At 45.5% G+C, this 17,583-nt stretch carries 19 protein-coding genes and 1 pseudogene; 15 read left to right on the top strand and 5 right to left on the bottom strand.

From position 1 onward, the window contains the following. Positions 1-38 precede the first annotated feature (38 nt). The 4 genes from F6J94_RS15200 to F6J94_RS15185 all read left to right on the top strand — a co-directional run bounded on the left by F6J94_RS15200 (position 39) and on the right by F6J94_RS15185 (position 2,015). A complete protein-coding gene (locus F6J94_RS15200; RefSeq protein ID WP_293041557.1) occupies positions 39-293 on the top strand; it encodes a hypothetical protein in 255 nt (84 codons plus the stop codon). Positions 294-365: 72 nt separating this feature from the next. Then, entirely contained in the window at positions 366-512 is a 147-nt protein-coding gene (locus F6J94_RS15195) for a hypothetical protein (RefSeq protein ID WP_293020812.1), read from the top strand. Between the two features lie 95 nt (positions 513-607). Further along, positions 608-1,294 carry a hypothetical protein gene (locus tag F6J94_RS15190; protein ID WP_293020720.1) on the top strand — a complete coding sequence of 229 codons (687 nt, stop codon included), beginning with the start codon at positions 608-610 and terminating at the stop codon, positions 1,292-1,294. A gap of 349 nt (positions 1,295-1,643) precedes the next feature. After that, a complete protein-coding gene (locus tag F6J94_RS15185) occupies positions 1,644-2,015 on the top strand; it encodes a hypothetical protein (RefSeq protein WP_293041554.1) in 372 nt (123 codons plus the stop codon). Positions 2,016-2,147: 132 nt separating this feature from the next. Here the strand turns inward: F6J94_RS15185 and F6J94_RS15180 are convergent, their stop codons facing one another. Continuing rightward, on the bottom strand, positions 2,148-2,405 hold the full coding sequence (locus F6J94_RS15180) for a hypothetical protein (protein WP_293041551.1): 258 nt from the start codon (positions 2,403-2,405) through the stop codon (positions 2,148-2,150). Between the two features lie 226 nt (positions 2,406-2,631). Here F6J94_RS15180 and F6J94_RS15175 point away from each other — a divergent pair, with 226 nt between their 5' ends. From F6J94_RS15175 to F6J94_RS15155, 5 genes are all read left to right on the top strand, one after another. Next, entirely contained in the window at positions 2,632-2,922 is a 291-nt protein-coding gene (locus tag F6J94_RS15175; RefSeq protein WP_293020722.1) for a hypothetical protein, read from the top strand. A 96-nt stretch (positions 2,923-3,018) separates the two neighbouring features. Then, on the top strand, positions 3,019-3,348 hold the full coding sequence (locus F6J94_RS15170; protein WP_293041548.1) for a hypothetical protein: 330 nt from the start codon (positions 3,019-3,021) through the stop codon (positions 3,346-3,348). Further along, positions 3,305-4,399, top strand: coding sequence for a hypothetical protein (locus F6J94_RS15165; RefSeq protein WP_293041544.1), 1,095 nt, complete (start codon positions 3,305-3,307; stop codon positions 4,397-4,399). Before F6J94_RS15170 ends, F6J94_RS15165 begins: the two co-directional genes overlap by 44 nt. Further along, positions 4,396-5,241, top strand: a complete 846-nt coding sequence (locus F6J94_RS15160; RefSeq protein WP_293020726.1) for a phage baseplate assembly protein V — start codon at positions 4,396-4,398, stop codon at positions 5,239-5,241. The genes F6J94_RS15165 and F6J94_RS15160 overlap by 4 nt, the downstream gene beginning before the upstream one ends. Beyond that, the gene (locus tag F6J94_RS15155; RefSeq protein ID WP_293020727.1) at positions 5,241-5,564 is read left to right on the top strand and encodes a hypothetical protein; all 324 of its coding nucleotides are present in this window, start codon (positions 5,241-5,243) and stop codon (positions 5,562-5,564) included. Before F6J94_RS15160 ends, F6J94_RS15155 begins: the two co-directional genes overlap by 1 nt. Before the next feature lie 158 nt (positions 5,565-5,722). Here the strand turns inward: F6J94_RS15155 and F6J94_RS15150 are convergent, their stop codons facing one another. Continuing rightward, positions 5,723-5,851, bottom strand: coding sequence for a hypothetical protein (locus F6J94_RS15150; protein WP_293041541.1), 129 nt, complete (start codon positions 5,849-5,851; stop codon positions 5,723-5,725). Between the two features lie 402 nt (positions 5,852-6,253). Further along, entirely contained in the window at positions 6,254-6,718 is a 465-nt protein-coding gene (locus tag F6J94_RS15145) for an SET domain-containing methyltransferase (RefSeq protein WP_293020733.1), read from the bottom strand. 731 nt (positions 6,719-7,449) lie between these two features. Between F6J94_RS15145 and F6J94_RS15140 the strand changes: the two genes are divergently transcribed. From F6J94_RS15140 to F6J94_RS15125, 4 genes are all read left to right on the top strand, one after another. After that, entirely contained in the window at positions 7,450-7,830 is a 381-nt protein-coding gene (locus F6J94_RS15140) for a GPW/gp25 family protein (protein ID WP_293020735.1), read from the top strand. After that, positions 7,830-10,340, top strand: coding sequence for a putative baseplate assembly protein (locus tag F6J94_RS15135; RefSeq protein WP_293041538.1), 2,511 nt, complete (start codon positions 7,830-7,832; stop codon positions 10,338-10,340). The genes F6J94_RS15140 and F6J94_RS15135 overlap by 1 nt, the downstream gene beginning before the upstream one ends. Positions 10,341-10,689: 349 nt before the next feature. Continuing rightward, positions 10,690-10,848, top strand: a complete 159-nt coding sequence (locus F6J94_RS15130; RefSeq protein WP_293020737.1) for a hypothetical protein — start codon at positions 10,690-10,692, stop codon at positions 10,846-10,848. Then, positions 10,796-14,428, top strand: coding sequence for a putative baseplate assembly protein (locus F6J94_RS15125; protein WP_293041535.1), 3,633 nt, complete (start codon positions 10,796-10,798; stop codon positions 14,426-14,428). Before F6J94_RS15130 ends, F6J94_RS15125 begins: the two co-directional genes overlap by 53 nt. Positions 14,429-14,463: 35 nt before the next feature. Here F6J94_RS15125 and F6J94_RS15120 read toward each other — a convergent pair whose 3' ends face one another. Continuing rightward, positions 14,464-14,694: a hypothetical protein gene (locus tag F6J94_RS15120; protein ID WP_293041532.1), complete on the bottom strand. Its 231-nt coding sequence runs from the start codon at positions 14,692-14,694 to the stop codon at positions 14,464-14,466. Between the two features lie 406 nt (positions 14,695-15,100). Between F6J94_RS15120 and F6J94_RS15115 the strand changes: the two genes are divergently transcribed. Continuing rightward, the gene (locus F6J94_RS15115; protein ID WP_293041529.1) at positions 15,101-16,459 is read left to right on the top strand and encodes a hypothetical protein; all 1,359 of its coding nucleotides are present in this window, start codon (positions 15,101-15,103) and stop codon (positions 16,457-16,459) included. Positions 16,460-16,586: 127 nt separating this feature from the next. Here F6J94_RS15115 and F6J94_RS15110 read toward each other — a convergent pair whose 3' ends face one another. Beyond that, the gene (locus F6J94_RS15110; protein WP_293041526.1) at positions 16,587-16,787 is read right to left on the bottom strand and encodes a hypothetical protein; all 201 of its coding nucleotides are present in this window, start codon (positions 16,785-16,787) and stop codon (positions 16,587-16,589) included. A gap of 449 nt (positions 16,788-17,236) precedes the next feature. On the opposite strand from F6J94_RS15110, the pseudogene F6J94_RS15105 reads away from it, so the two are divergent. Further along, positions 17,237-17,583 (top strand): annotated as a pseudogene (locus F6J94_RS15105) (hypothetical protein); the annotation flags it as partial.

Raw genomic sequence — 17,583 nt, 5'->3', positions numbered from 1 at the left:
ACACCAAACTCTGTCCCGGCAAATAGGGAGGCTAAGGTTTGGTCAAACCCCTGCATCAAGGAACCAATAGCTTAGAAGGAATTGACTTGAATAGACTAGATCGGGTACGCTTACAAACAGCGGTGGAAGCCGAATTATCCCGTTTGCTTAAGGTGAAGGGACTACCTCGAAATTGGCAAGATACTACCAATATTCCTACTGTACCAGTGAATTTAAACTTAACTAAAACCCACAATTCCACAGACATGGGTAAGGAAATTGCTCAGGCTATTTATAGAGGTATGGCGGAATGAAACATCTACGAGTAAGTCGAAGTTAGGTGCGCTCTTACCATTAAGAATTAAATTACCCACGGGTCGCACCTCTTGATGCAGCGCATTGCTATTCCCTATTCCCTATTCCCTATTCCCTATTCCCTATTCCCTGTTCCCTATTCCCTGTTCCCTCTTCTCTCTTCCCTGCTCCCTGCTCCCTGCTCCCTGCTCCCTTGCTATATTCACTTTAACCATTGACAATTAAGAATTAACAATTAACAATTGATGAGTTAGCTCAAGAATAAGTATTCAAACAGACTTGATATCAGCAGTTTATTAACCAAAAAGATTTCATGGCTACATCTCCCCTTTCCCCTCGTTTGTTGAGAGGGGCAATAGTCGCTCTAGACCCTGCTAATCCCCTAGCTAGTGTGATTCTTTTCCAGTACAATCCCGAGACCATGACGCGATCGCTTACGCCCCGGACAGCAGGAGCGGATTTGTCTGCACAGGGTAAATCTGACCTAGACCCGACTGAAGCGAAACGAATCAGTGGTCCTCCGAAAGAGAGCATTAGTCTAAAAATGGCCATCGATGCCACTGACCGGTTAGAGCAGGCGGATACCATGGCGGTTACCTTGGGCATTCATCCCCAAATCGCAACTCTGGAAATGCTAATGTATCCCAAAACCTTGTCAGTCTTGACCAATAGCGCTATGTCGAAAGCGGGAACTATGGAAATTGTGGCGATGGAAGCTCCTCTAACTCTATTTATCTGGGGGGGTAATCGGATTCTACCGGTTCGGGTAGATCGTATGGATATTGAAGAACTGGCTTACGATGTTAATCTTAACCCGATTCGGGCTGATGTTGACCTTACTCTAGAAGTCCTCAGCTACAAGGATCTGAAGCTGGCTAGCCTCGGTGGTGCTCTGTTTATGGCTCACCAAGTTAGCAAAGAACTGATGGCAACCATGGAAAGTCTTAAGAATGTCAGCAGTATTGCTAAGGGAGTGGCAGGAAGTATTCCATTGCTTTGAGACTATCAAAATTCATCGACTGTGGGAGATGTGGGGAGATCAGGAGTCAGATTTTTTATTAATTTAGTAGAGTTTAAAATACTTCATAGTTTGTTGACACTCCGGCAAGTTAGGAGTAACCTACTAAAGGGAAAACCAATCCACCTCTAGTTAACAGTGGCTCCCAGGTCAGCTGATACTTTTGCCGTGTAGAATGGGAAAGCAACCAGTCAATGGGAGCCAAGTCACTGAATCACTTAGTAGGATTAGTTTTTACCGAATACCGGTTAAATCAGTCTCGATTAATAGACTGATAAACAAACCTAAGTACTGTCGAATACAACTGACAATTACGGAAAAGGAAAGACAAATGAAACGTATTATGCAAGCCATGTTGGCAATAGTGTTTGCCCTGGTCGCGGTCTTGAGTTTACAAGTTGGTCATGCTTATGCTCAAGATGTCTCCCCTCAAGAGGTAGAGGTTGTTTATGAATACGGTTGGTTTACCGTAAAAGCTGAAGACTCTAAGGAAATAAATGTTATTCAAGATCGCCCACTTGATTTCGATCTCGTAGACAAAGGTGATGAGGGATCAACCGTTTTTGTTTTTCATGGCTGCGGTGCTTATAAATTAGAACCTAGAGATTATATCTATCCAACCTGTGAGCATCCATCTTCAAAGGTCATTTTTGCCAACGGTGGCCCTGATGATGTAGACATTAAGATTTTCCCACAGCAATAGAGAATCGGAATGGGAGCAGGTCACTTATGCAGAGCATTTTTAGTAAAGCTATAGCCCCCTCATTGGTTTTAGCTTGCTCTGATAGTATAGAGTTTATATGTTGTTCTGCAACTTTGACCTGCTCCCGGCAATTTATGCTGCCTGTTTTTTCCATTCAGCAATTACTTCGTCGATGTCTATCTCATCTCCAAATTTATCCTTTAATTCTCCAATTAGCTTACCCATATCTTGTTGCCAATCACCATCTATTGAGTAATTGGCATCCATAAAGTCTGCCCAAGCGTCGGTGACGGCTAGGCTCTTCACTATCTTGCAGAAATCTCCCTCTGGAGGCATCGCACCCAAAATTCCAACCAATAAAGCCACAAATTCTTCAGTTTTTATCTTCATTTCCGCTTTCCTAAGGGACATTACGCATTTAATTAAACACCACGACCTTGATTATTGTCAAATAATCTTGTTATCGCCTCAAGGGCTTGAGTATTCTTAAGGTTTACTTTATAAATCAGCTCTAAACTACTTGACAAAACGACTGGGTTATGTAAAAAACTGTATTTTTTTCAATCCATAGAGAAATGTTAAGCTATTATGCATTTAAATTGGAAGTTTTGAAGCTATGTTCCAAGCCACTAGCCGTTACTACAATCTAGAAACAGCCACCTTCACCAGCTCAGATAATCGAGTAATTTCCTACAAGCGTCGGCGCTTTCTACCTCAGGGGGAAACCTTGTCCTTACTTGTAGAAGTCACGGTTACAGAAGGCGATCGCTTAGATCTGATTACTGACAGCAATCTCGGTGATCCAGAACAGTTTTGGCAAGTGTGCGATGCCAACAATACCATGAATCCCTTTGACCTCACCGCAGAACCAGGCAAAGTCTTAAGAGTTCCCCAGCCGCAGTTGTAGAAAATACCGACAGAGAGGGAAGTGTGGGAAGTGTGGGAAGATGGGGAGATGGGGAGATAGGGAGATGGGGAGATGGGGAGATGGGGAGATGGGGAGATGGGGAGATGGGGAGATGTCCCTGTTCCCTGTTCCCTACTCCCTACTCCCTACTCCCTATTCCCTATTCCCTATTCCCGACTCCCGACTCCCGACTCCCGACTCCCGACTCCCGACTCCCGACTCCCGACTCCCGACTCCCGACTCCCTATTCCCTGTTCCCTATTCCCGACTCCCGACTCCCGACTCCCTACTCCCTACTCCCTAAAACCAAAGACGAAAGTACCTCACCCAATGTACAATGGTAAAATTAGGCATTCAACTCACGGTACTAATTGGTTCAACAGTGCCGAAGCCAGCGTCTTCGGTGCTAATCGAATCCCTAGCTAACGTTGAAGTTACCCATTCTGCCCAAGAGCGTTCTGGCTTTCAACTGCGCTTTCGAGCTGGTCGCAGTGCGAGTTTGGTAGAGCGGGATTATCCTGTGCTAAAGAGTGGAGAGCTCAAACCCTTCAACCGAGTAATTCTGGTGGTCATCTTCAACGGTAAGCCTCAGGTGTTGATGGATGGCGTGATTACTCACCAGCAGCTCTTGCCCAGTAATAATCCTGGGGAATCTAGCATCGTGGTGACTGGGGAAGATGTCAGCGTGATGATGGACTTAGAAGAAAAGATTGTTGAGCACCCAGCCCAGAACGAAACGATAATTGCTAATAAAATTATCGCTAGCTATGCCAAATATGGTCTTATCCCCCAAGTCATTCCGCCACTGACCGACAAACCTCCCTTACCGACGGAGCGCATCCCTGTTCAGCATGGCACTGACTTGGACTACCTTCTGAAAATGGCACGGCGTCATGGCTATGTCTTCTACATTACTCCAGGACCGGCACCTGGAACTAACACGGCCTATTGGGGACCGCCGAAACGCTTGGGATTACCCCAGTCTGCCCTTTCCGTGAATATGGGCTCGAATACTAATGTGGAATCAATCAGTTTCGAGTACAATGCCCTTGCCGCTACTACCGTGTCTGGACAAGTGCAAGACCGGGATACCAACAAAGTCAAATCCCTAGATATTTCCTCTAGTAAGCTTTTCCCCCTAGCTCAAAGCTCAGCATTGAAACAGTCTCAAGTTCGGACAGTGGTTCCCAAATCCATCGAGGGGTTAAGTGAATCTCAAGCTAAGGCGTTTGCTCAAGGGATAACCGATACATCCTTAGATGACGTAGTGGTAGCGGAAGGAACCTTGAATGCTGTAGAGTACAACGGTATCCTGAAAGCTGGTGCTCTTGTGGGTGTGCGAGGGGTAGGCAACCAGTATGATGGGTTTTATTATGTTAAAAGTGTGACTCATCAGCTCCACACGGGACAATATAAGCAGCAATTCGTCCTCACCCGTGAAGGATTGGGTTCGACAACGTTAGCAGTAAGACCATGAAAGAATTTTTTGGCAAGTATCGTGGCACAGTGACTGGGAATAAAGACCTGATGTACCTTGGTCGGATACAGGTGAGTGTACCAGCAGTATTAGGGGACGGTCGCCAAAGCTGGGCAATGCCCTGTGTTCCCTATGCTGGAGCTGATGTCGGCTTTTTTGCGATTCCGCCAGTGGGAGCAAATGTCTGGGTGGAATTTGAAGGAGGCGATCCCGATTACCCGATTTGGACTGGTTGCTTCTGGGGCAAAGGTGAGCTACCGGCAAATGCGAAAGTGCTTGACCCAGAGAAAGTGCAAGTCTTTAAAACTGATGGAATTACCTTCACTCTCAGTAATTTTGGGACTACCAAAGGGTTGACCATTGAAGTGGCTAAACCAGTGGTATCTAATCCGCTGACTTTAGTGTTTGATGATAACGGAATTGAAATTAATAACAATAGCAAAACCATCGCGAAGTTAACAGCAGAAACCATTGAGTTAAGCAATGATGCGTCTACGGTTACCCTGGCTGTTGATAATATTCAAATCAAAGAAGATGCGGTGGAAATTAAGCTAACTAAAGACAGTATTGATTTAAAAAATAGCTCCTCTACTGGTAAGTTAGCCAAAGATAGTATTCAATTAAGTAAAAGTCCAGCAGTGATCAAACTATCCTCATCAGGGGTAGAGATTAATAACTCTCCAGCAGCGGCCAAACTATCCTCATCAGGAATCGAACTTAGTAACTCTCCAGCAACAGTAAAGCTAGCTCCTTCGGGAATTGAACTGAGTAATGGTGCTGCTAATGTTAAACTTTCACCTGCTAGCGTGAATATTAATAATGGCGCGTTGGAGGTGATTTAATGCCTGGTTTTGTGTTATCTCTTGCTAACAAAATCTTGTGTGCTCATGGCGGACAAGTCCAACCGATGGTTCCCAATCCCCGGGTCAAAATAATGGGTCAACCAGTGCTTACCCAAGCTCCCACCTATGTGGTGGCTGGTTGTGCTAATCCTCCTCCACCGGCCAATGTTGGTCCTTGCTTGATCGCATCCTGGATTACTGGTTCAGTGCGAGTCAAGGTGATGGGAATGCCAGTGCTGTTGCAAGATTCTCAGGCAACTTGTGTACCTACGGGTACTCCAGTTACTGTGATACCGATGCCAGGTCGGGTCAAGGGAATGTGATTTGTGTTGGTTTGGTTGTTCGCGAAGCGTGGCCAATAGGCCAAAGTTGTTTGGTTGAAGGTTGTGTGGTTGAAGGTTGTGTGGTTGAAGGTTGTTTGGTTGAAGGTTGTTTGGTTGACGGTAAACCCTACCTCAATCAATCCTCTTGCTATTAGGCACTAATCGATTGGCTTTTGGGCCACGCTACGCGAATGGTCACGCTTCGCGATGAAGCGAACGCGCCCCGCGTGGCCAAAGGCCTCAGCTTCCGCTAAAAGCGATCGCATCGAATTTATTATCGCAGTCATCAATAACTATACCGATACTGTCCTACAGCAGTTAACTAATAAGAGCCAATTGGAATGGCGTAAGCATCGAACTAATCCCAGTAATAAATAACTATTCCGATACTGTCCTATAAAAATTGACTACTAATAGAAGAGTGCAATTGGCTACCCATCGCACTAATCGAAGTCATCAACAACTATTTCGATACTGTCTTAGAGCAGTTGACTACTAATAGAATAGTCTTGCCATTGACCTTGGCCTTTGGGCCACGCTACGGGAACGCATCCTGAAGGGGCGACAATTCGCCTGCAAGCTTTGTGTGGTAAGGGTTCTAGTTGGTAATATCATGTCCGGAAATTTAGTGATAAGCAACCATCTCCGATTAAACCTTACTCACCCATATACAAACGCTATAGCATTGCCTATTTCTCTAATAATTTTGCATAATAGGGAGCCAAGAAACCTCGATACTTCTCCAAAATCTGATCGGATAAAAATTTACCACCATTAATAGAGCCTCTACAGATATTGCTTTGACAATTACAATTAGGCACAGCAATTGAAATCCATTCAGACATACAATAATCAAAAGTCACTTCTTCTCCTTGGATAATCTCTTTCATTGCCACTAGACTGTATCCATTGAACTCATTCAATTTAATTCCACAATTAGGATCACAGGAATGATTTACAAGCTCAAAAGGCTCATCCATTCTCACATGAGTATTTATGTCCATTTGCAAAGTCTGCCAAGTCCTTTCTGGCGACTTTGCAACTGGCTTACCTACTAAAACAATTTCCCCTACATCGAATTTTTTATCTGCGAAAACCCCTTTTCCTTTATTGTGAGTCTTTACAACACTTACATGGGAGAAATAATTGATCATATTAATCAATTTTATGGTAAACTATCATCACCAATACTTTATCACAGTTCATGTCCGGACTATTGCCCATAATTGCAATTCTGTAAAAGCCATCGTTTCCTGAGGGGGTGAAAATTCGCCTGCAAGCGTGTAGTAAGGGTTTCAGTTGGGTTACCTTTGAGAAGATGTCCCCAGGGATGGCCATCCCAATTAAACTTGACCAACGAAAAAATTAGGTTTCAAGACTTTGCGTACGCAAATAGAGGCGTTAATTAACCTGTCAATTAACCCAATCTTTTTTGGAATAGCATGGCTCAAAAGCTTACCCCAACCCGTTTTTAGCCTGCTTGTTACCCCCTCACCATCATATCATACTCAGGACTTACGCAAGCACGCTATATATAGCGTGCTTGCGTAAGTCCTGAGGGAGTAGGGAGTAGGGAGTAGGGAATCGGGAGTAGGGAATATGGCATCAAAAATTATCACAATTGATTTAGGTACCCTGTAGAACACAATTCAAGCCCCCAATAGCAGCAAAGTAGTCGAGAAAGGATTAAGTTTGTGAATGTATCCGCTTCAATAGTTTTCCAGAAAACTCCCAAAATCCTTGATTTTCCCTAGAGAGCCCTGGAGCAGTAACAAAACCCAACCAAACCATTGCCAGAGTTGGGTTTCACTAGTTATAACCCAACTCAACCCAACCTGGGAAGCCAGATCAACTCACGTAGGGAGCAGGCTATAGTGAATGAGTTGTGGTCAGAGCTATCTATGTAGCAATGGAGATAGGCTATCCTTTCCAAATCGATGGGCGGAGGCGGACAGCAGAGGCTACCTCTGAAGAACACATCCCTCAGCTGATGGAACAATTACTGTTTACGTCCCCAGGAGAACGGGTCAACCGTCCTACCTTGGGCTGCAGTCTGATGCAGCTGGTCTTTGCTCCGAATAGTGAGGAACTGAGTACTGCGGTTCAGTTTCTGGTTCAAGGGTCGTTGCAGCAGTGGTTAGGGGAGTTAATTCAAGTCGAGAGGGTGCAAGTGGAAAGTGAAGATACTAAATTGCGAGTCACAGTCCAGTATGTGATTCGGCGTAATCAACAGCGTCAGGTAACTGAGTTTGAGCGAGGTTTGTGATGATGACAGACTTGGTAACAGCTGAACACATGTTCCGACACCAACGCCGGATTGCTCTTAGTCGTCAAACTAAACAGATCGGGCTGGATTACATTCAGGTGGAATCACAACAGACACCGAATGAACCGAATAAGTGGGCGCTAAAGCTTCATTTTGTACCAGCTTCCACACAAGCAACCCAGGACGTGCTCTCAAACCTGACCTCTAGAAATATTCGCATCACTAGAGGTACGGCGGTTACAACTACTGATGTTAGGCTCCTGGAAATCCAACCACCTAGTGGGAATGTGCTGACGCTGTTGGTGGAATACAAAGCTCCTACTAAGTCCCAGGTTAGTGATTTATCTACCTATACGCTACAACTGGTTAATATTAGCAACCTCGATCCGTTTTTTGAGCGGGTCAATTTTTCCTTCAAACGTCCAGACCAAGTTACCTTTGACCCCCAGCCAGTATCCTCAAGTGAGATAGAAACCCTGTCGGTACCGGAGATAGATTACTTAGCTAAAGACTATAGCAGCTTTCGGCAATTAATGCTCAACCGCTTGTCGGAAGTGATGCCTCAATGGCTAGAGCGAAATCCTGCGGATTTAGGGATTGCGCTGGTGGAAGTATTGGCCTACTCTGCTGACTACCTCAGTTACTATCAGGATGCTGTAGCTACTGAAGCCTACCTTGGTACAGCTCGCCGCCGCACGTCTGTACGCCGCCACGGCAGGCTGGTAGATTACGTGTTGCACGAGGGCTGCAATGCTAGAGTCTGGGTGCAGGTAGCAGTAAATGTTAATGAGGGGCTGCTAGAAAACGGAACTCTTGGAGACATTGGAACTCTTCTAGAACAAGGAACTCTTCTACTAACCCATGTTTCTGGTCAAGGGTCGGTAATTGATCCTGATTCCTCTGCTAAGAGTGAGGTCTTGGCTCAAGGGGCAAAAACCTTTCAAACCCTACATTCCCAGGAACTGTTTGCTGCCCACAATGAGATTAAATTTTATACCTGGGGAGCAAGGGAATGGTTTCTGTCGAAGCAAGAGACCAAAGCAACATTAATTGGACATCTGACCTTGAAACCAGGGGATGTGTTGATCTTTGAAGAGGTAAGAGACCCAAACACTGGTTTAAGGGCTGGGGCTAACCCCCAAAACCGTCATCCAGTACGGTTAACTAAGGTAACTCCCACAGAAGACCCCCTTGGTGGTCAATTTCATCATCCCCCAACTGATCAGCCAGTAGATATTACTGAGATTGAATGGCACCCCCAGGATGCTCTGCCTTACCAACTATGGCTAGCAACTCTGAGTAGCACTGGCCCAATCACAGATATCACGGTGGCTCGGGGGAATATTGTTTTGGCTGACCATGGCGAGCCTTATCCTAAAGAGGGGACAGAGATACTGCCCACTATCCCAACCATTGGTCGTTATCGTCCCAAGTTGTCTCGCACTGGTCTCACCCACAGTGTGCCTTACAACCACCAGCAAGCCATTATCGAAGCGGTGGCAACAACGGTTGTTCAAGACCCCCGTTCGGCAGTGCCTCAGATCAGTTTACAATCGGATACTGGTGAAACCTGGTTGGTGCAGCGTGACCTATTGAATAGTGACCGATTTGCGGCGGATTTTGTGGTGGAAATGGAGAGTGATGGCACTGCTTATCTGCGCTTTGGTGATAGTGTTCAAGGCAAGCAACCTAGTCCAGATTCCCAGCTGATGACCAGCTACCGGATTGGTAATGGTTTGGTGGGTAATGTGGGACTTGATGCGATCGCTCATCTGGAACCAGTCACTAGTGATGCCTATGCGGAATTGGTCAAACAGGTGACTGGAGTAAGGAATCCTATCGCAGCTCAAGGGGGAATTGACCCGGAACCGATTGAGCAAGCACGGTTATACGCTCCCCAAGCCTTCCGAACCCCTGAACGCTGCGTGACCGAATCCGACTATGCCACTACCATCCAGCGTCATCCAGAAGTGCAAAAAGCAGCAGCTCAGTTGCGTTGGACAGGGAGTTGGTATAGCGTATTTATTGTTGTGGATCGGTATAGTGGTAGACCGATTGATGCCCAATTTAGGGAAGAGCTACTGGCTTTTATGGCTCCCTATCGCTTAATGGGTCATGATATCGAAATCCAGGCTCCCTATTTTGTTAATCTCGATATTGCTTTGACAGTACATGTCTTGCCTAACTATTTCCAGAGCAGTGTGAAGCGATCGCTTATGGAAACCTTCAGCAACACAGACTTAGCGGTCGGTCAACGGGGTTTCTTCCATCCTGACAATTTTACCTTCGGTCAACCGGTCTATCTTAGCCAAATTGTTAACCAAGCCATGGAAGTGCCTGGGGTTGACTGGGTTGAGCCAACGCGCTTCCGTGAGTGGGGACAACCGGATCGAGGGGAATTGGCAGCAGGTCAAATCTTGATTGAGCCATTAGCTGTTGCTCGTTTGGATAATAACCCCGATACTCCTGAAAATGGCAGAAGTCAGTTTTATTTACAAGGCGGTTTGTAATCGGAGGGAGTAGGGAGTAGGGAGTAGGGAGTAGGGAATTTCCGATCAAAAGTTATCACAATTGATTTAGGATACCTAAAGTAGGAAGTAGGAATTTAAACCTGTTAATTAACGACGGGAAATAAACAGGTTTTACCTTTAAATTTACCCCATAATCTAGCTAGATTATCCTGGAAAAATCAAACTATAGAGCGATTAGCATCCTGTAAATAATGATAAGTAAAAACAAGGATATGCTAACCAAAATTAGGGGTTGTTTAGAGATAGCAATTTGGCGATAATTTGATTAGTAACATTGCACAAAAAAGATACAATCTACTGCTTTATTGGCAATAATCAATAACTCAGTTTGAATCCCAACTGCCCAATTCCCTATTCCCTATTCCCTACTCCCTACTCCCTACTCCCTATTCCCTATTCCCTATTCCCTGTTCCCTATTCCCTTCCGTATAAATATGACATCCCACTACAATTCCCCTGGCCTAACCACATTAGCCTATCGAGTTAGCACCCATGGCACCAGCTTCCAACGGATGCTAGCCGGTCTGCGTACTGAAACAGCTTCCCCAAATGACTCAGACCAAGGTAACCGACCTCTGGCTACTCTCAATACCAGTCACCGAGATGACCCTGCGATCGCATTTCTGGATAGCTTAGCTACTGTTGTTGATGTACTTAGCTTCTACCAAGAACGGATTGCTAATGAAGGGTATCTCAACACAGCCACTGAACGGCTGTCGGTTCTGGAATTAACTCGCACTATCGGCTACGAGCTCAATCCTGGTGTTGCGGCTAGTACTTTCCTAGCTTTCACCGTTGACGATACCCCTGGTACGACTAGTGTTGCTACAGTTCCCAAAGGAACCAAAGTTCAAAGTGTTCCAGGACAAGGGGAACTACCTCAGACCTTTGAAACGATTGAGGAGATTGAAGCCAGAGCACAATGGAATGCCCTGACACCTTATCGACCTTTGGTCAAACAAACCCAGTCAATTAGTGGTAACACTACCGAACTATTCCTAGAAGGCATCAATACCCAACTCCAACCTGGTAATTTACTGATACTGATCGACCCGTCTGCAGCAGCATCCAATCAAAGTCATTTTCTGACCTTACAAACCGTTGAACCCAATACTCAAGACGGTTACACCAAAGTTACTTGCTCCCCAGCACCAGACCAACCCAGCATCGAATCCCCCCAAGTCTTTGCCTTTCGACAGCAAATTAACCTATTTGGTAGCAATGCTCCCGATTGGAAAGAGTTACCAGATGATACCAAGCGTAAGTATAGTGCGATCGCAGGTGGTGTTTTTTACTCTACCGATCGCGGAAACAATTGGAATTCCGTGTCTACAGGTCTATTGAAAAATGCTGATATCCGAGCTTTGGCTACCTGGCAAGATGCGGTTTTTGCTGGCACTCATAAGGGTATTTTTTACTCTACCGATGGTGGTCAGGAATGGATTCCCATTAACCAAGGATTGACCAATACTGATATTCATGCCCTGACGATTAACTCTCAAGGCCATCTGTTTGCTGGAGCCACTGGTGGTAATGTGTTTCGCTCCACTGATGGCGGGGAAAGCTGGGTAACCATTGGGACTGGGTCTCTGACTATTGTTGAACATCACATTCCCGCAACAGCAGAGGGTTCGGAAAGTTGGACTCCTGTGAATACCAGCTTGCCCAATACGGTTGTGCGATCGCTATTTACTTACTCTTCCTATTACTCTTCCTCTTCCGAATCGTCTTTCTCTGAACAAACTATCCTGGCCGGAACTGAAGATGGAGTCTTTCGCTCTAGAGATGGCGGCAAAAGCTGGATACCGGTGAATACCGGTTTGCCAAATACGGATACCAATACTGGCTTAACTAGTACTGTTGTCTATTCCCTAATCACTGCCCTAATCAATAATGTAAATTACCTGTTTGCTGGCACAGACCAGGGCGTGTTTCGCTCCACTAATAATGGGGATAGCTGGGAAGTAGTGAATACAAACTTGCCTACTCTCACAATAACCACAGGGGAAAGAACAACAGAAGTTATTAATACAGTAGTCTATTCCTTGGTTACCTATGAGCGCGATGGCACCACTTACCTATTTGCTGGCACAAACCAAGGGGTGTTTCGCTTCAATAATGATCGGAATAACTGGCAATCCGTTAATACAGGTTTGCCTACTAAAACAGTAGGGGAAATAGAAGTAATCGATACCGTAATCTATTCCCTAGTTGCTGATACTAGTAATAATCCCCACTATCTGTTTGCAGCCACAAACAGGGGTGTATTTCGCTACGAGGAACCCCAAATTCCTGAGAATAACTGGATGCTGATCAATTCGGGCTTCACCAGTAATGATATTCGGTGTATGGTACCCTATCAAAACAACACTATTATAGCTGGCTCCAAATTTACTGGCTTAGTGGCAACAGAATGGCCTGGTTTTACTATTCAAAACAACCATATTGACCTTGATGCTACTTACTCCAATATATTAGTAAGCAGTTGGATAGTGCTGATGCACTCAAGCCGCAAACAACTATACAAAATTAATCAGGTAACTACTGTAGCACGGGATGATTTCCTACAGAGTGGAAAAATCACTCGCCTTGAGTTGGATTCAAATCAGAATCTGGCCGAGTTTGGTTCAGAGCGCTTCCGTGAAACAGTGGTTTTCGCTCAAAGTGAACAGTTAGCGCTGTTTGAGCCAGCAATTCAAGAAAATCTTCCCCTTGAAGGTGATCAAATTGAGTTGGAGCAATTGATAGAAGGGCTAGAGACCGGAAAAACACTTGTTGTCAGTGGTAAGAAGGATCTAAGTCAAATTACTCAAACCACTACGGTCGATGAGGAAACTATTAATGAGGTAGTTGTGATTAAATCTATCTCTAGCTCTATCTCTAGCAACCAACAACGCTCTACTCTCACCCTGACTCAGTCACTCCAAAACCGTTACGACCGCACCACAGTAACCATTAATGCTAATGTTGCTCAGGCTACTCATGGTGAAACAGTGGTGGATGAAGTGCTTGGTAGTGGTGATGGTACCTTAGGAAATCAGAAGTTTGTACTCCAGAAGCCTCCCTTAACCTACATTTCTGCTGCTAGCTCTAGCGGTAGTGAAACCACTTTGGAGGTAAGGGTCAATAATATAGTGTGGGAAGAAGTGCGATCGCTTTATGGTTTAGATGACCGCCGCCAAGCCTACATTGTCCGTATTGATGATAATGGCAACACTAACATTACCTTTGGGGATGGACAAAGCGGTGCTCGTCTACCCACAGGAGATGAAAATATTACCGCCACCTATCGCAGTGGTATCGGCTTGGATGGGGAAGTAGGGGCTGGGAGTCTTACTGTTCTGCAAACCAGACCCTTGGGAATTGTAGATGTTACTAATCCCCTAACCGCCATCGGAGCAGCTTCTCCAGAAACCCGTGACCAAGCTCGGTCTCAAGCTCCTGTCAATATTTTGCCCATGGAGCGCATTGTCTCAGTGCAAGATTTTGAGACATTTACCCGTAGCTTTGCTGGTATTGGTAAAGCCAAGGTAGCTACTTTAGAGATTGGGCAAAACTTACCCTTGATTCACCTTACCATTGCAGACCGTAATGGCAATCAAGTCAGCCCTGATTCTATATTATATACTAATCTGGTCAATGGAATTAATGCTGCTCGTGACCCAGCTCAGCAGCGCCGTCTGGCGGTAGCGTCTAAGGTTGAAATTGATAGTTATGAAGCCCTTTACTTTAATCTTCAAGCAGGGATATGGGTGGATTCTCGTTATCGCAGCGATCTGGTTTTATCTGAGGTTAAAACACTATTAGTGTCTGCTTTTGCCTTTGAACAGCGTACCTTTGGTCAAGGGGTAACAGCGGCAGAAGTAACAGCATTAATTCAGGCCGTTGATGGGGTACAAGCGGTTAATTTAGAAGCACTATATTTAACTGGAACTACTCAGGAGCTGAAGTCATCTTTAGAAGCGCGTTTAGCTATCTGGAATAGTGAGACTAAACAGGCTCTACCGGCTCAATTGTTATTGCTTAATTCTCAGGATGGGGTTAGTTTACATCAAGTTATTTCTTGATTAGCGGTCAGCTGTCAGCCGTCAGCCGTCAGTGGTCAGTGGTCAGCAGTAGCACAGGCTTTGGCTTTTGGCCACGCTGTGCGAACGACGCTGTGAGGTAACCCATAAGCTGATAGCTGATAGCTGATAGCTGATAGCTGATAGCTGATAGCTGATAGCTGATAGCTGATAGCTAATAACTGATAGCTGATAGCTGATAGCTGATAGCTGATAGCTGATAGCTGATAGCTGATAGCTGATAGCTGATAACTTAGATTATAGTTCAAAATCCTCTGGATTTATCCCTTTCGCTTTTAATTGCGACCGCAAGGCTTTCATACGACTTCGTTCAAGCTCTAAAGCTTCCTGGGCTTGTGCTTTTGCCAACCTTTGTTGCTCTAAAGGGCGTTGCTGAATTGAAGTATGAATGTGCGATCGTCTGGTTTTGGTAAAGCCCCCGTTGATCCCTCAAATTACAAAATTTGGGGGGTTAGGGGGGCAAAATCATACCCAGAAATCTGCCTTGCCATAAAAAACACCCTACTGCCTTTATCCGATTAAAAAAAAAAGCCTCTAACTCAAAAAATTCAGAAATAGCTCTCTGAAATCGTCTTAAGAGTGTAGAGACTGAAGACAGAAAGTTAAATGTTGTCCAAAGTCCAATGACAATAAGTATTAAGGAGATCATCAAGCATGCAAAAAACAACGAGTTACAGCGACCTCCCTTTGATTAAAACAACCTGCGATCCTCTAGCGACCACCGTCGAGTACCCCCTGGTTACGCCATCGACAGTCGATGATAACGATAAGGCTTGGAGCCTGATGTATAAGGCGATCATCGATGGGATCGGAGCAGACCCTCAGAATTTCCAGCTCATATACCCCTTCATGACCTGGGACTGGCCGGTCTCCCTGAATGGTTACACCTCTTCAGCGCAGTGGGATTTCATTTCGTCCGTACCGCAATGGAGTGCCACAGGGCAATACGTGTCGTCCGGTACCACCTTTGATGACGCTTACCAGCAGATGCTCAATGTTGTGAGTGCGGAAACCTCCGATCCGAAGCTAAAGGCAGATATCAACACCGCGAGGAACACGCTGAACCTCGCAACCAACAATTACAACACAATATTAAAACAGGCGCAACAAGCCTATGCGATCGAAACTGGCAGTACCAATATCCCCACGTTTACGGAGTGGCAGGGGTCGTCCAGTGGGAAAAGCTGGTCTGCTAATCTAGAGTCGGCATGGACGGAAGTAGAAGCAGTCCAGAAAGTGCTGAATCAGTTCCTCCGTCAGACGGAAACACCTGGGCTTTATAACGCGCAAGAAAGGTATCGTAATGAGGAGTATTACACGAAGTTCCAGGATCCCTCGCTGGACACATTCCCGTCTGTCCCCTCGTATTCGATTTCAATGGACGCGACGACGTGGGTCAATAAGGTGCAGTCAGGCACAGGGGGGAGCAGTGGTACCCTAAGCTTCTCTAACAATGACAGTACTTACGACTATAAGGACACCTGGGCAGGCGGCAGCGCCTCGGTTTCTAAATTTTTCTGGTCAGTGAACGTGGGAGGAAGTTGGCAGCGAATAGATGAGTTCGTGTCGGATAACAAACTTGAGGTAACTGTCGAATTCGAGGCGTGGGATCAGATCACAATCGCTGCAGGTCGCTGGTATAATGGTGCTTTTGTGTCTTCTATAGAAGAAGGTCCCTTCACCCGTGGCTTTTCACCTCGCGGCAATACCGGCAAGGCCGTCTGGGGCAAAAACGGTATCATGTCCTTGCAGAAGGTAGGCATGATAGTCTGTTACAAGCCGAGCTTCGAGATCCAAGTGAGCTCGTCCTCCTTCACAAAATTTCTCGAAAAGTGGAATGTATCGGGGGGAGTGAGGATCGGTCCTTTCCAATTTGGTGGTGGTGGCGGAAGTACGACTTCAGGCTGGAGAGCGAACTCGGCAACAAACACCTTCAGTGGAACCTCGACCTCCGATACAGCGTTGATCATAGGAGTCATTGTGAATCCCATCAACCCTCTAACCAACAGATGAAGTCCAGTAGGGTGCGTTAATCCAATAGATATTGGTAGAAAGTTGGCATTGCTAATTCTGGGTATGATTTTGCCCCCCTAGCCCTCCAAATTTGGGGAGAACAAAACTATCAAAGTCCCCCGCCCCCCTAACCCCCCAATACTGGCAGGGCTGTTTCAAAGTCGGACTCAAATGTAATTGCTTGGGAGGTGGGGAGATAGGGAGATAGGGAGATAGCGGTGCGACCCGTGGCGAATTTAATTCGGCAACGGAAAGCGCACCGTCGGGGAATTTTTATTAATAAAAAGGTATTTTTAACCTGAAAAAAACCCTCTCCCCAGCACCCCACGTCCCTTTCACCTGATTGACTGGACAATTTATTCCTGAGAATGAAACAGCCCTACCCAATACTGGGGGGAAGAGCGCGGATGCTTCGCTGTCTTGATGCAAAGGGCGAGTGGGGGTTTCCCCCAAGACCGCGCTGCATCGCTTTTTTGCAGATGGGAATCAACGGGGGCTTTACCAAAACCAGACGATCACGCATTCATACTTAAATTCAGCAACGCCATAAAGTTAAATGCTGATTGACTGACAAAACTCCTAAAACCCTTGATTTTACGTAAGGAGCGGTTGAGCGGTAGCGAAACCTAACAAAACCATTGCCAGCTTTGGGTTTCACTATGTTCAACCCTACCTACAAAGCCAGATTTTTCAGTCAACCAAAAGTTAAATGTTGTCCAAAGTTCAATAGCAATAGAACGAAAGGATTTTAGAAACCTATTTCAAAGGAGAAATAATATGTCAAATCAAACATTTCGCATTTCTGGTCGTGTAATTAGACGGACAAATCATCAGGGGGTTGCTGGTTTACGTGTCGAAGCATGGGATAAGGATCTCATAATTGATGATCTACTTGGCAGTGAGGTGACCAAATCTGATGGTACTTTCCAACTGTCCTTCAATGAGTCCTACTTCCGAGAAGTATTTTTAGACCGACAACCAGATCTATACTTCAAAATCTACAACCAAGAAGAACTGATTAAAAGCACTGAAGATTCTGTGCAATGGAATGTAAAGGAACAAGATAGTGAAGTTGTTATTGAACTGGAGACAGTACCAGTGGGGGAAGTAGACGTTAGAGTAAA

The organism is Moorena sp. SIO1F2, from assembly GCF_010672755.1.
In the GTDB taxonomy this organism is placed as follows: domain Bacteria; phylum Cyanobacteriota; class Cyanobacteriia; order Cyanobacteriales; family Coleofasciculaceae; genus Moorena.
Note: the sequence above shows the minus strand (reverse complement) of the source record. Positions and strands in the feature narration are given on the sequence as shown.

Excerpts from the sequence above, each read along its gene's own strand:
- F6J94_RS15170 (WP_293041548.1), top strand. The coding sequence starts at position 3,019 with ATGGGGAGATGGGGAGATGTCCCTGTTCCCTGTTCCCTACTCCCTACT.
- F6J94_RS15135 (WP_293041538.1), top strand. The coding sequence starts at position 7,830 with ATGATGACAGACTTGGTAACAGCTGAACACATGTTCCGACACCAACGC.
- F6J94_RS15150 (WP_293041541.1), bottom strand. The coding sequence starts at position 5,851 with ATGACTGCGATAATAAATTCGATGCGATCGCTTTTAGCGGAAGCTGAG.
- F6J94_RS15160 (WP_293020726.1), top strand. The coding sequence starts at position 4,396 with ATGAAAGAATTTTTTGGCAAGTATCGTGGCACAGTGACTGGGAATAAA.
- F6J94_RS15145 (WP_293020733.1), bottom strand. The coding sequence starts at position 6,718 with ATGATCAATTATTTCTCCCATGTAAGTGTTGTAAAGACTCACAATAAA.
- F6J94_RS15180 (WP_293041551.1), bottom strand. The coding sequence starts at position 2,405 with ATGAAGATAAAAACTGAAGAATTTGTGGCTTTATTGGTTGGAATTTTG.
- F6J94_RS15115 (WP_293041529.1), top strand. The coding sequence starts at position 15,101 with ATGCAAAAAACAACGAGTTACAGCGACCTCCCTTTGATTAAAACAACC.
- F6J94_RS15125 (WP_293041535.1), top strand. The coding sequence starts at position 10,796 with ATGACATCCCACTACAATTCCCCTGGCCTAACCACATTAGCCTATCGA.
- F6J94_RS15175 (WP_293020722.1), top strand. The coding sequence starts at position 2,632 with ATGTTCCAAGCCACTAGCCGTTACTACAATCTAGAAACAGCCACCTTC.
- F6J94_RS15185 (WP_293041554.1), top strand. The coding sequence starts at position 1,644 with ATGAAACGTATTATGCAAGCCATGTTGGCAATAGTGTTTGCCCTGGTC.
- F6J94_RS15155 (WP_293020727.1), top strand. The coding sequence starts at position 5,241 with ATGCCTGGTTTTGTGTTATCTCTTGCTAACAAAATCTTGTGTGCTCAT.
- F6J94_RS15190 (WP_293020720.1), top strand. The coding sequence starts at position 608 with ATGGCTACATCTCCCCTTTCCCCTCGTTTGTTGAGAGGGGCAATAGTC.